The 13180-nt window shown below is 71.3% G+C and carries 11 protein-coding genes; 4 read left to right on the forward strand and 7 right to left on the reverse strand.

The genetic code is table 11. The features are described from left to right. Window positions 1-19: 19 nt before the first annotated feature. The 4 genes from E1295_RS01635 to E1295_RS01650 form a co-directional block, all read right to left on the reverse strand. Window positions 20-901: an RpnC/YadD family protein gene (locus E1295_RS01635; RefSeq protein ID WP_132627829.1), complete on the reverse strand. Its 882-nt coding sequence runs from the start codon at window positions 899-901 to the stop codon at window positions 20-22. A 31-nt stretch (window positions 902-932) separates the two neighbouring features. Beyond that, window positions 933-1445 carry a methylated-DNA--[protein]-cysteine S-methyltransferase gene (locus E1295_RS01640; RefSeq protein ID WP_132627830.1) on the reverse strand — a complete coding sequence of 171 codons (513 nt, stop codon included), beginning with the start codon at window positions 1443-1445 and terminating at the stop codon, window positions 933-935. Further along, window positions 1442-2848, reverse strand: a complete 1407-nt coding sequence (locus E1295_RS01645) for an AlkA N-terminal domain-containing protein (RefSeq protein ID WP_132627831.1) — start codon at window positions 2846-2848, stop codon at window positions 1442-1444. Before E1295_RS01645 ends, E1295_RS01640 begins: the two co-directional genes overlap by 4 nt. A 122-nt stretch (window positions 2849-2970) precedes the next feature. Beyond that, window positions 2971-4194 (reverse strand): MFS transporter, encoded by a 1224-nt coding sequence (locus tag E1295_RS01650; RefSeq protein ID WP_132627832.1) that lies wholly within the window; start codon window positions 4192-4194, stop codon window positions 2971-2973. Window positions 4195-4255: 61 nt separating this feature from the next. On the opposite strand from E1295_RS01650, the gene E1295_RS01655 reads away from it, so the two are divergent. Beyond that, the gene (locus E1295_RS01655) at window positions 4256-5269 is read left to right on the forward strand and encodes an ArsR/SmtB family transcription factor (RefSeq protein ID WP_132627833.1); all 1014 of its coding nucleotides are present in this window, start codon (window positions 4256-4258) and stop codon (window positions 5267-5269) included. Here E1295_RS01655 and E1295_RS01660 read toward each other — a convergent pair. The 3 genes from E1295_RS01660 to E1295_RS01670 form a co-directional block, all read right to left on the reverse strand. Beyond that, complete coding sequence (locus tag E1295_RS01660; RefSeq protein WP_132591039.1) at window positions 5227-6171, reverse strand: NYN domain-containing protein; 945 nt, start codon at window positions 6169-6171, stop codon at window positions 5227-5229. The genes E1295_RS01655 and E1295_RS01660 overlap by 43 nt on opposite strands. 108 nt (window positions 6172-6279) lie before the next feature. Next, a complete protein-coding gene (locus E1295_RS01665; protein ID WP_132627834.1) occupies window positions 6280-6480 on the reverse strand; it encodes an acyl-CoA carboxylase subunit epsilon in 201 nt (66 codons plus the stop codon). Then, window positions 6477-8066, reverse strand: coding sequence for an acyl-CoA carboxylase subunit beta (locus E1295_RS01670; protein ID WP_132627835.1), 1590 nt, complete (start codon window positions 8064-8066; stop codon window positions 6477-6479). The genes E1295_RS01665 and E1295_RS01670 overlap by 4 nt, the downstream gene beginning before the upstream one ends. A 35-nt stretch (window positions 8067-8101) precedes the next feature. Between E1295_RS01670 and E1295_RS01675 the strand changes: the two genes are divergently transcribed. The 3 genes from E1295_RS01675 to E1295_RS01685 all read left to right on the forward strand — a co-directional run bounded on the left by E1295_RS01675 (window position 8102) and on the right by E1295_RS01685 (window position 13153). Then, a complete protein-coding gene (locus E1295_RS01675; protein ID WP_132627836.1) occupies window positions 8102-8878 on the forward strand; it encodes an ABC transporter ATP-binding protein in 777 nt (258 codons plus the stop codon). Further along, window positions 8875-10440, forward strand: a complete 1566-nt coding sequence (locus E1295_RS01680) for a hypothetical protein (RefSeq protein WP_132627837.1) — start codon at window positions 8875-8877, stop codon at window positions 10438-10440. Before E1295_RS01675 ends, E1295_RS01680 begins: the two co-directional genes overlap by 4 nt. A 79-nt stretch (window positions 10441-10519) precedes the next feature. After that, window positions 10520-13153 (forward strand): phosphoenolpyruvate carboxylase, encoded by a 2634-nt coding sequence (locus E1295_RS01685; RefSeq protein ID WP_132627838.1) that lies wholly within the window; start codon window positions 10520-10522, stop codon window positions 13151-13153. The last annotated feature ends 27 nt before the right edge of the window (window positions 13154-13180 follow it).

Below are 13180 nucleotides of genomic sequence, written 5' to 3' on the forward strand. Positions count from 1 at the left end.
ATCGCTCCGGGGGGAGGCTTCAGAGGAAGAACTCGCCGGCGCTCTCCGCGGTGGCGGCCTTGCGCACCCAGGACTCCAGGGTGTCCAGGTCGGTGCAGGCCAGGATGCGCGCCCGCGCCTCGTCGGGGAGCGAGATGCCCCGCGCCTCCAGAATCAGCAGGACGGCCTTCGCCTCACCCTTCGCCTTCCCTTCGGCTATTCCCTTCGCCTTTCCTTCGGCGAGCCACGCGCGCACCACTGCGCTTCTGGGGTGGTCGGTTGCCATGGCCATCCTGAGCTCCCTGATCACTGTGTCGAGCATGAAGTCGGGCAGACACGAAAGGACGAGGTCAGAATACTCGCCGTACTCTTCGGGCAACTGCCCCAGTGCCTCGAAGAGGGTCAAGATGTTGCGGAGGCCCGCTTCCGACTGGCCGTGCACGATGGCCGAGATTGTCGCGAGCTCCGGTTGGTCGACGGCCCAGCCGAGATCGATGACCGAAGGAATCCCGTCCGGACCGATGACGATGGGATGGAGCACCCACCTGGGATGCCCCATCTCGATGGGTTCCGCGCAGCGGCGGGCTGTCCTGGAGTCCTCGCAGAAGACGAGGAGCAGCACGGGACACTTCGTGCGCGCCCTGAGCGTGGAGAGATAGACGGGCCAGGACCAGCGTTTGCGGGTGTCCGGCTCGCGTTGCACTTCGAGGACCACCGCCGAGACCGGTGTGCCCTCTTTGCAGAGGAGCACCACCGAGTCGGCCCGGTATTCGGTGGGGGTGCAGTCCGTGAAGTCCGCGTTGCCCAGCCGTGCCTCGTCGAACGTCGGTACGGAGACGCCCGTCCCGGCCAGCAGCGTGGCGACCAGGGACGGGCGGTTGCGTACGAGCTCGATCAGGTATTCGTGTTCCTGTGTCGGCATGGCGAACACATTACCGAATGTTGTCGAGCCATTACTCTGCGCCCACGAATCCTCCGGATTCGTGGGCGATCAGCCACTCCTTCACCGGTACGCCGTAGTAGTAGCCGCCGTACCCCCCGCCGCCGGGCAGCACCCGGTGGCACGGCACGAACGGCGCGATCAGGTTCTGGGCGCAGGCCGAGCCCGCCGCCCTGGCCGCCGTCCTGGGCAGCCCCGCCCGCGCGGCGAGTTCCGCGTACGTGATGGTCGTGCCCGGCTTGACCTCGCGCAACGCCGCGTGCAGTCGCTTGCGCGTGGGCGTGCCGGGTTGTGAGACCGGGATGGCGTCGAGGGCCTCCAGGTCGCCCGCCAGGTAGGCCAGCACGGCTTCACCGGCGGGGCCGGGGCCGTCCACGACCTCCAGGCCCTCCGCTTGCAGGGCGGGTGTGAGGCGGGCGTACATCTCCTTGGGTTCGGCGGTGAAGCCGGCCGCGACCAGCACGTCCTCGCGGGACAGCAGGGACAGCGGGCCCATGGGCGTGGGAACGAGCCGGGCAGTGATCATGATGAGCTCCAGAGGTGCAGGGCGGCGTACGCCCGCCATGGGCGCCACCGCTCGATGTGGTCGTGCGGGATGCCGAGGGCGGCCATGCGCTTGGTGAGCACGAGGTCGCCCGTCGGCCAGGCGTCGGGGTCGCGCAGCGCGCGCAGCGCGACGTAGCTCGCCGTCCACGGGCCGATGCCGGGCACGTCGAGCAGGCCGGCCACCGCGTCGGCGGGGTCCTGGCCGCCGTCGAGGTCGATGCGCCCGTCGGCCAGGCGGGCCGACAGGTCCTTGAGCGTGGCGATCCTGCGGTTCGTCAGCCCGAGGCCGGTGAGGTCGGTGTCCAGGAGGTGGGCGGGCGTGGGGAACAGGCCCTCGGGCGCGGCGGCCCTCGCGACGATGCGGCCGAGCAGGGTGCGTGCGCCGGCCACGGAGATCTGCTGGCCGACGACCGCGCGTACGGCCAGCTCGAACCCGTCGAACGTGCCCGGCACCCGCAGTCCTGGCCGCGCCGCGACGAGCGGGCCGAGCGAGCCCTGGCCGAGGGCCTGAGCGATCGCGTGCGGGTCGGCGTCGAGGTCGAGCAGGCGGCGGCAGCGGCCCACGAGGCGGGTGAGCCGCCGCGTGTCGTCCACCGCCACGTCGAGCGCGATGTGGCCGGGCTGCGCGGTGAGCGTGAGCGTGCCGCCGGGCACGGATCTGGCGTACGACGTGCGGTCGGCCACCTCGAGCCCGGGAATGGCGCGCGAGGCGAGGAAGCCGAACACGCCGTCGGCGTCGTACGGCTCGCGCCGGTGCAGCCGCAGCCGCAGCGAGACAGGCCCGGCGGCGTCCGCGACCTTGGCCGCCACCCGGCCGGCCGTGGCCCGCAGCTCGCTGGGCGTGAAGCCGTACGTCTCCCGCATCGTCGCGTTGAACTGACGGACGCTGCCGAACCCCGCCGCGAACGCCACGTCCGTGACCGGCAGGTCCGTCTCGGTCAGCAGTTGTTTGGCGAGCAGCAGCCGTTTCGTGCGCGCCACCGCCAGCGGTCCGACGCCCAGCTCGGCCACGAACAGCCGGTGCAGGTGGCGTTCGGTGATGTGCAGCCGCCTGGCCAGCCCGGCGACGCCCCGCTCGTCGGCGGCCCCGTCGTCGATCAGCCGCAGCGCCCTGCCGATGAGGTCGCCCCGGACGTCCCAGCCGGGGTCGCCGGGGGAGAGCTCGGGACGGCAGCGCTTGCACGGGCGGAACCCGGCCGCCTCCGCCGACGCCGCGTGCCGGTAGAAGCGCACGTTGCGGAACGACGGGGTGCGGGCCGGGCAGATCGGGCGGCAGTAGATCCGCGTCGTCGTCACCGCCGTGTAGAAGCGCCCGTCGAACCGGGCGTCCCTGGCCGAGACCGCCCGGTAGCAGGAGTCGAAGTCGAGCTCGAGTGCTGACATGTCTTCGACGCTACGCCTGCGCCGGGCACGTCGCCCAGCGGAAATCGGACCTCACCGTGAAAACGCAGGTCAGCAGGTGGAAGCGGGTGTTCGGCGGAAATCGGACCTATCTGTGAGCGAGTTCATGGTTGGTGGCGGAGCGGGGAGAACAGGAACGGCACCCAGCTCAGCGCCATGATCGACGCGCCCAGCCAGAGCGCCGAGCGTACTCCCCACAGCTCGCCCATCGCGCCCGCCAGCAGCCCGCCCAGCCCCACGGCGCTCATCAGCAGCAGCCGCATCGTGGCCGTCATCCGGCCGAGCAGGTCGTCGGGCGTGACCCGCTGCCGGAGGCTGACGAGCAGCACGTTGTTGAGCCCCGTGCGGAACGTCAGCACGAACCAGGCGGCCGCGGCCGCCCATATCCACGGTCCGTGCCCGAGGAACGGCAGGACGAGCGAGGCGGGCGCGGTGGCCAGGCTCGCGAGCCAGGCGGCCCGCCCGGTGCCGAGCCGGCGGCCGAACAGGTGGGCGGTGGACGAGCCCGCCAGCGTCCCGAGCCCGCCGGCGGCGAGGTAGGCCCCCAGCACCCACGCGGGATAGCCGAGTTGGTCCACGATGAGCACCGGCAGCAGGACCGAGCAGAGCGGGAAGGCCAGGTTCGCCATCGTGCCCTGGATCAGGGCCGCCACGAGCGTGGAGTTGCCGAAGAGGAAGCGTACGCCCTCGCGGATCTGCCGGCCGATCGGCTCGCGGTCCTTCGGCGGGCCCGCGGCCGGTTCGCGCACGCCGCGCAGCCAGGCGGCCGACCACAGGTAGCTCAGCGCGTCCAGCAGGATGGCCACCGGCGCGCCCGCGGCCTGCACCAGCACGCCGGCCACGCTGCGTCCTCCGATGTCCATCCCCGCGCTGGTGCCGACGAGCAGCGAGTTGGCCGCGGTGAGCCGCTCGCGCCCCACCAGGCCGGGCACGAGGCTCAGCTGCGCCACGTCGAACAGCAGCGTGCCCGCTCCCACCAGCACCGCGACCGCGTAGAGCTGCTCCATGGACAGCCGGCCGCACCAGCATGCGAGCGGCACCGACAGCAGCGCCGCCGCCCTGAGCAGGTCGGTGGCGACCATCACCGGGCGCCGCCTGACCCGGTCGACCCAGGCGCCGGCGGGCAGCCCCAGCAGCAGCACCGTGAGCGTTCCGAGCGCCGACAGCAGCCCCACCTCGCCCGCTCCCGCGCCGAGCGCGGTCACGGCGAGCAGGGGCAGCGCGACGTAGCTGATCTGGGAGCCGAACTGGCTGACCGCGCCGGCGACGTACAGGTTGCGGAACGGGCGCAGGCGCAGCAGCGGCTGCTCCACCACAGTTGCTGACATGTCGGCAACGATGCTGAAATGTGGGCAAAGAGCGCTACGGATTAAGTGATACGCGAATCGAATGACCCTGGACCTGACGTTCACCGCCCGCGACATCGCCAACACCCGCTTCGCGATCTCCCCGCTCGGCGAGGTCGTCGCCAGCGTCCGCGTGGTGAAGGACCCGGCCGCCCACCCGCTGCTGCGCCCCTGGGTCGAGCAGGTGCGCCGCCGTCTGCAGGGCGTCGGCTGGCGCCTGCTATCCGACCTCGTCCCGGTGCCGACCGTCGTCATCGCGGGCTTCACCTGCACGCCGCCGTCGACGTCCATGCCGGATCTGGGCCTGGAACTCGCCACCATGCGGGGCGCCGCCGGACGGGTCCGCTCGGATCTGGACGCGGTGCCCGGCCCCCGCACGAAACGGGTGCAGGCGCTTCACGACGACCCGGAGCGGGGGCTGGAACGGCTGGCGGAGGAGGTGCAGGCCTACTGGGACGCGGCGATGGCGCCGTACTGGGCGCGGATCAGGGCGCTGCTCGAAGGCGAGATCCTGTACCGCGCCCGGCTGCTGGCCGAAGGGGGCGCCCAGCGGATGCTGGCCGACCTCGACGACGCGGTCACCTGGCGCGACGGGACCCTGAGCATCGCGCACCGCCACGTCTCGGGCGCCCGCTCGCTGCGCGGGCTCGGGCTGCTGCTGGTGCCGTGCGTGTTCGTCTCGCCGCGGGTCTTCTCGGTCACGACGCCGCCGTACCAGCCGGCCGTGCGTTATCCGCCGCGCGGGATCGCGACGTTGTGGGAGCGCCGTGAGCTGGAGCCGCCCGAAGCGCTGGCGGCCGTGCTCGGCAGGACTCGCGCGCGGCTGCTGGCCGAGCTGGACCAGCCCGCCTCCACCCGCGACCTCGCCCAGCGCACGGGCCTGTCGGAGCCGGGCGCGAACCAGCACCTCACCGCGCTGCGCCGGGCCGGTCTCTGCACGGCCCACCGTACGGGGCGCTACGTCCTGTACGCGCGTACGGCCACCGCCGAGGCCCTGCTCGAACGGGAGGAGCGCTATTTCGACGAGACGCCCACGCCGAGGTCGAACTCCCGGTAGACGCGCGCCCAGAACCCGTCGCGCAACCACACCCGCGCCTCCGGGTAGGGCCGCAGCGAGTGGCCGAGCTCCTTCTCCGCCTCGATGAGCAGCTCGGTGTCGATCACGGTCGGCAGGATCGGGCCGGGCAGCAGGTCACGGATGTTGTCGCGGCCGCGGGTGAGGATCCACTTCTGGGCCACGTGCTCGCCGACGTCCTCGACGCGGGGCCGGCTCGGGCCGAGCTTGGCCACCTGGCCGGGCTTGGCGTGCGGCTTGACCGGGGCGCGCCCGGCGAACACCTGGGCGGGAGAGGGGGCGGCGGCGGCCGGCGGGGTGACCGGGACGGGCTGGGGAGCGCGGCTGAAAAAGGGCCTCAGGAAATCAGCAGTGATCACTTCTACGGTGTCGGACTCCCACACCAGGCGTTCGGCCTGGTTGGTGCCGTAAGGCGGTTCCACCCCCCACAGATGGATGCGTACGCCGTAGGCCTGCGCCGCCTCCACCGCGGGAACCATGTCCTCATCGCCTGCCAGCAGAATCGTGTCGGTGACCGCATGATGCCGGGCCAGCGCCTCCAGATCGCTCCTGATCTGCGCGTCCACGCCCTTCTGCTGGCCCCGGGCGTTCAGGTTGCCAAGCCGTACCTTGACCCAGGGGAGCTGGGCGATGACCCGCTGGTCGACGGTGGGAACACGGTCACGGGCTGCGTCATACCAATAGATCCGCAGAAGTTCGCCAGAAATACGTTCCTCTGCATGTTTCTGTAGGCTCTGTATCAGCTCATCGGCGGCCACCCGATATTCCTTGCGCTCCTTCGCGCCGAGCAGCACCTCACCTGCCGCAGCGTACAGATAACCGACATCCACCAGGACGGCGTACTTGGCTGCCACAGGATGCGGCATGAGGTCTGGGATGGCCATGTCGTCCTCCAGGCCGCGGGTGTTAGTTGATCGGCTGACTATATACGCCTACTTTCTCTAGATAGTCCCAACTCCCGGGGAACTTGACACCCGATTCACAGGATCTATCTAGGGCAGAGCGCTCATCCGCCATGCCGACTTCCCTGGGAGGACAGGCTTACGCATACCTCTGGCGGGGTTTCGCCACGTTTGCCGACGGCGGCCGGGAGGCGGTTGTGGTCCGACGTGTCGGGCGGCGAGTACCGCCACCAACGCGGCGATCTCCTCAGGCGAGGCGTCGCCGCGAACAATGCGCAGATGGCTCGTCATAGCGGGATGTTCCCATGCTTCTTGGGGGGCAGCGTGGCCCGCTTGTTCCGCAGCGCGCGCAGCGCCCTGACGACCTGGGGCCGGGTCTCGGCCGGCCGGATCACCGCGTCCACGTAACCGCGCTCCGCCGCGATGTACGGATTGGTCAGCGTGTCCTCGTACTCGGTGACGCGCTTGGCTCGCACGACGTCGGGGTCGTCGGCGGCGGCCAGTTCGCGCCGGTAGAGGATGTTGACCGCGCCCTGCGCGCCCATGACCGCGATCTGGGCCGTCGGCCAGGCCAGGTTGACGTCGGCCCCGAGGTGCTTGGAGCCCATGACGTCGTACGCGCCGCCGTACGCCTTGCGCGTGATCACCGTGATCAGCGGCACCGTGGCCTCGGCGTAGGCGTAGAGCAGCTTGGCGCCGCGGCGGATGATTCCGTTCCATTCCTGATCAGCTCCGGGGAGGAAACCCGGAACATCAACAAAAGTCAGGATCGGGATATTAAAAGCATCACATGTTCGAATAAATCTTGCGGCCTTCTCGGAGGCATCGATATCCAGGCACCCGGCGAAATGCATCGGCTGGTTGGCCACGACCCCCACCGGCTGGCCGTCCACCCGGCCGTAGCCGACCACGATGTTCTGCGCGAACAGCGCGTGGACCTCCAGGAACTCCTCGTCGTCCAGCACGTGCTCGATCACCCGGCGGATGTCGTACGGCTGGTTGGCCGAGTCGGGGATCAGCACGTCGAGCTCGGGATCGGGCTCGAGGTCGGCGGCCGGCTCGAAGAGCGGAGCCTCGTCCAGGTTGTTGGACGGCAGGTAGGACAGCAGGGCCTTGACGTAGTCGAGGGCGTCCTCCTCGTCGTCGGCCTGGTAGTGGGCCACCCCCGACTTGGTGTTGTGCGTGTGGGCCCCGCCGAGCTCCTCGAACGTGACCTCCTCACCCGTCACCGTCTTGATCACGTCGGGGCCCGTGATGAACATGTGCGACGTCTGGTCCACCATCACCACGAAGTCGGTCAGCGCGGGCGAATAGACGTGCCCGCCGGCCGCGGCCCCCATGATGAGCGAGATCTGCGGGATCACCCCCGAGGCGTGCACGTTGCGCTTGAAGATCTCCGCGTAGAGGCCGAGCGCGACCACGCCCTCCTGGATGCGCGCCCCGCCGCCCTCGTTGATGCCGATGATCGGGCAGCCCGTCTTGATCGCCAGATCGAGCACCTTGACGATCTTCTCGCCGTACACCTCGCCGAGCGAGCCGCCGAACACCGTCACGTCCTGTGAGAACACGCACACCTGCCGGCCGTCGATGGTGCCGTGGCCGGAGATGACGCCGTCGCCGTACGGCCGCCGCTCCTCCAGCCCGAACATCGTGGACCGGTGCCGGGCGAACTCGTCGAACTCCACGAACGAGCCCTCGTCCAGCAGCGCCAGCACCCGCTCCCTGGCGGTCATCTTGCCCTTGGCGTGCTGCTTGGCCACCGCGGCCGCCGAACCGGCGTTCGCGGCCTCGACGAGCCGTCGTTCCAGATCAGCGATTTTGCCGGCAGTGGTATGGATGTCCAGCTTTTCCGGTAGGTCGTCAGCCGCTGCAGTCATGCGCGCAAATCTAGTCCGTCCGTCAGAGTGGATCCATGACGGATGCCGTTCGTACCCATGGCCTGGTCAAACGTTACGGGTCGCAGGTCGCCGTGGCAGGGGTCGACCTAGTGGTTCCCGCGGGTAGCTTCGCCGGTCTCGTCGGTCCCAACGGCGCGGGGAAGACGACCACGCTCAGCATGATCACCGCGCTGCTCCGTCCGGACGGCGGCCATGCCGAGGTCGACGGGTTCCACGTCTGGCGCGACCCCGTCGCGGTCAAGGCGCGCATCGGCGTGCTCCCCGAAGGGCTGCGGCTGTTCGAGCGGCTGTCGGGCCGCGAGCTGCTGCTCTACAACGGCATGCTGCGCGGCATCCCCAAGGCCGACGTCGAGCAGCGCGCGGGCGAGCTGCTCGACGTGATGGACCTGACCGGCGCCGCCGACAAGCTCGTCGTCGACTACTCCACCGGCATGCGCAAGAAGATCGGCCTGGCCGCCGCGCTGCTGCACAACCCGTCGGTGCTCTTCCTGGACGAGCCGTTCGAGGGCGTCGACCCGGTCAGCGCCAACACCCTCACCGAGGTGCTGCGGCGCTTCACCGCGTCCGGCTCCACCGTCATCTTCTCCAGCCACGTGATGGACCTGGTCGAGCGGCTGTGCGACTGGGTGTCCGTGATGAGCGCGGGCCACATCGTGGCGCAGGGCCCGCTGGCGGAGGTGCGCGGCGGGCGCAGCCTCAACCAGGCGTTCCTCGACCTGGTCGGTGGCACGCCGCACGACCGCGAAGCGGGCCTGAGCTGGCTCGGCGCCCGGCCGGAGGACTCACGGTGAACACCGTCCTGCTGTTCGCGCGGCTCAAGCTGCGGCTGCTGGCCGGCAACCTGCGCGGCGACACGCAGCGCACGCTCGGCTTCGTCTTCACCCTGGTCGTCGCCGCAGGCCTGGCCGCGCTCGGCTTCCTGCTGATGAGCCTGCTCAGGCTGACGCCGGCCGACATCGCCGCCTCGCTCGTGACGCTCGCTTTCGCGGCGTTCTTCTTCGGCTGGATGATCGTGCCGCTGCTCGCGTTCGGCCTCGACGACACGCTCGACCCCGCGAAGTTGTCGTTGCTCCCGCTGCGCACCGGGCGGCTCGCGATCGGCATGTTCACCGCGTCGGCGACCGGCGTCTGGCCCCTCGCGACGCTCGTCGTGACCTGCGGCGCCCTGGTCGCGGTCGCGCCGGGCCCCGGCGGCGTGCTGATCGGCGTGCCGGCCGTGCTGCTGCAGTTCGCGAGCTGCCTGGTGGCCTCCAGGCTGGTCACCACGTCGCTGTCCGGCGCGCTGCGCTCCCGGCGCGGGCGCGACCTGCTGGCCGTGAGCGCGCTGGCCCTCGTGCTGCTCGCGCAACTGCCCAACCTGCTGATGAACCGCGGCTTCAGCGACCCCACGGCCATGCTGCACCAGATGGCGGCCGTGCTCAGGTGGACCCCGCCCGGCCTCGCCGCGCACGCCATCGCCGACGGCGGCCTCACGGGGCTGGCCGAGCTCGCGCTGCTCGCCCTGCTCGTGGTGGTGCTCGGCTGGCTGTGGGTGAAAACGCTGAGCCGGGCCCTCGTCACGCCCGACTCCTCCACGCGGGCCGCGTCCGTACGCAGGGGGAGCGGGCTGATCGGCCGGTTCCTGCCCGACGGGCCGCTGGCGGCCGTGGTGACGAAGGAGCTGGCCTACATCAGGCGCGACCCGAGGTTCCGCGTCGGCTGGGCCAGCGCCATCGTCGTCACCCTCATCCTGTCGTTCACGGTGAGCGACCCCGGCAGGGGAGGGGGAGGCCAGTGGACCCCGATCGTGATCTCCTGTGTGGGCGCGCTCATGATCGCCCTGCAGTCGGGCAACGCCTTCGGCATCGACGGGCGCTCGTTGTGGATGAACGCCGTGGCGTTCGGTTCCGAGCGTGACCTGGCCACCGACCTGGCCGGACGCCACCTGGCCGGAGCGCTGGTCGCCGCGCCGCTGATCACCGTGCTGGCCGTCGCCACCGGCCTGCTCACCGGCCATCCCGCGATGATCCTGCCGGCCATGACGGCCGGATGGGGAGTGCTGGGCATCGGGTTCGGCGTCGGCTCGGTGACCAGCGTGATCCTGCCGTACACCGTGCCCGACCGGATGAACGCCTTCACCGGCGCCGCTCCCGGGCAGGGCGGGCTGGCGTTCGCCTCCGCGCTCGGCGCGTCGGCCGGCATGGCGCTGCTGACGGCGCCCCTCGTGGTGGCGCTGCTGTTCGGGCTGGTCTGGGTGTGCGCGGTGGCGCCGTTCTACGGCCTGCTGGCCGAGGCGCTCGGCAGGCGGCTGGGCGCCAAGCTCGGGTTCGCCCGGATGCCCGATCTGCTGGCCGCCGTGTCCAAGCCCACCTGACCTGCCGGGAAGCAATGGTCTAGTCCAATAACTGAGACCGGTCTACGGTCGTTCGTGGCGACTCGCTACCCTTCGAAACATGATTGACCAGGGGCTCGAACATCGCAGCGCCGCCGTGACCGAGATGCCGGACGAGCTGCGCCACGATGTGCGCCTGCTCGGCAAGCTGCTCGGCCAGGTGCTGGCCGAACAGGGCGGCGAAGACCTGCTGGCCGACGTCGAACGGTTGCGCAAGGCGGTCATCGCCGCGCGCAGGGGCGAGATCTCGGCCGACGAGATCACCGACATGATCGCCGGATGGGAGATCGAGCGGGCGGTCGAGGTCGCCCGCGCCTTCACCTGCTACTTCCACCTGGCCAACCTGGCCGAGGAGCACTACCGCATCCGCACACTGCGCGAACGCGACGCCGAGGGCAGGGTGCAGCGCGAGTCGCTCGCGCAGGCCGTACGCGAGCTGGGCGCCGAGCGCGTCACCGAGCTGGTGGAGGGCCTGGAGCTGCACCCGGTGCTCACCGCCCATCCCACCGAGGCGCGCAGGCGCGCGGTCGTCACCGCGATCCAGCGGGTCAGCGGCCAGCTCACCGAGTACAACTCCCCGGGTCGCGGCGCCTCCGAGCGGGCGGAGAACAAGCGGCGCATGCTGGAGGAGATCGACCTGCTGTGGCGTACGGCCCAGCTCCGCTCCACCAAGCTCGACCCGCTCGACGAGGTGCGCACCGCCATGGCCGCCTTCGACGAGACGCTGTTCCGTACGGTGCCGCAGGTCTACCGCGCGCTCGACGCGGCGCTCGACCCGGCGGTCGATGGGGGCACCGGCACCCGCCCGCCGCTGGCCAGGCCGTTCATCCGCTACGGCAGCTGGATCGGCGGCGACCGCGACGGCAACCCCAACGTCACGGCCAGGGTCACCCGTGAGACCGTCCAGATCCAGTCCGAGCACGTGCTGACGGCCCTGGAGACCGCCTGCTCGCGCATCGGCCGCACGCTGACGGCCTCCGCCCAGTTCGCCCCCTGCTCGCCCGAGCTGAAGACGGCGCTGGCCACGGCCGTGGACGCCTACCCCGAGGTCGTCTCCGAGCTGGCGACCCGCTCGCCGCGCGAGCCGCACCGGCAGTGGCTGCTGTTCGTGGCCGCGCGCATCGCCGCGACCCACCGCCGCGACCTCGACCTGGCCTACCGCTCGCCCGCCGAGCTGCTGGCCGACCTGCGCCTCGCACAGGAGTCGCTGGCGCTCAGCGCGCCGCGGCAGGCGTACGGCGAGCTGCAGCACCTCATCTGGCAGGTCGAGACGTTCGGCTTCCACCTGGCCGAGCTGGAGGTGCGCCAGCACTCCCAGGTGCACGCCGCGGCCCTGGAGGAGCTGCGGGCCGGCGCCGAGCCGTCGGAGCGCACCGAGGAGGTCCTGGCCACGATCCGGGTGATCGCCTGGATCCAGGAGCGGTTCGGGGTCACCGCCTGCTCCCGCTACGTCGTCTCCTTCACCCGCTCGGCCGACGACGTCGCGGCCGTCTACGAGCTGGCCGAGCACGCGCTCGGCGACCGCGCGCCCGTGCTCGACGTCGTGCCGCTGTTCGAGTCGGGCGAGGACCTGGCCAACTCGCCGCGCGTGCTCGCCGGGATGCTCGACATCCCGCAGGTGCGGCGGCGCCTCGACGACACCGGCCGGCGCATGGAGATCATGCTGGGCTACTCCGACTCGGCCAAGGAGCTCGGCCCCGCCGCGGCCACGCTCCGCCTCTACGAGGCGCAGGAGGAGCTGACCGCCTGGGCCGCGGAGCACGACGTGAAGCTGCGCATGTTCCACGGCCGCGGCGGCGCGCTCGGCCGCGGCGGCGGCCCCGCCAACCGCGCGGTGCTGGCCCAGGCCCCCGGCTCGGTGGCGGGCCGGTTCAAGGTCACGGAGCAGGGCGAGGTCATCTTCGCCCGCTACGGCCACATCGCGATCGCCCGCCGCCACCTGGAACAGGTGGCCAACGCCGTGCTGCTGGCCTCGTCGCCGGTGATCGGAGCGCGCACCGCGGCCGCCGCCGAACGTTTCCGCGGTCTGGCCGAGCAGGTCGCCACGGCGTCCGAGGGGGCCTACAGGTCGCTGACCGAGGCGGAGGGCTTCCCCGAGTGGTTCGGGCTGGTCAGCCCGCTGGAGGAGATCGGCACGCTGCGCCTCGGCTCCCGCCCGGCCCGCCGCGGCCTCGGCGCCCCCCGCTCGCTCGACGACCTGCGGGCGATCCCGTGGGTGTTCGCGTGGGCGCAGACCCGGGTCAACCTGCCCGGCTGGTACGGCCTCGGCACCGGCCTCGCGGCCGTCGGCGACGTCGAGGAGCTGCGGGCGGCCTACCGCGAGTGGCCGCTGTTCAACGCGATGCTCGACAACGCCGAGATGTCGCTGGCCAAGACCGACCGCTCGATCGCCAAGCGTTACCTGGCGCTGGGCGGCAGGGACGACTTCGCCCGGCAGGTGCTGGAGGAGTACGACAGGACCCGCGAGCTGGTGCTCCGTGTCACGGGGCACACGCGGTTGCTGGAGAACCGCAAGGTGTTGTCGCGGGCCGTCCAGTTGCGCGACCCGTACGTCGACGCCCTGTCGCACCTGCAGCTGCGGGCCCTGCGCGCGCTGCGCACCGGCAACCCGTCGGAGCGCGAACGCGACCGGCTGTCCACGCTCCTGCTCCTTTCGGTCAACGGCGTGGCGGCGGGGCTGCAGAACACCGGCTGAGCCCGCCGGCCGGCCACTCCCGCGGGC

Source organism: Nonomuraea mesophila (assembly GCF_004352805.1).
Taxonomy (GTDB): Bacteria; Actinomycetota; Actinomycetes; order Streptosporangiales; family Streptosporangiaceae; genus Nonomuraea; species Nonomuraea longispora.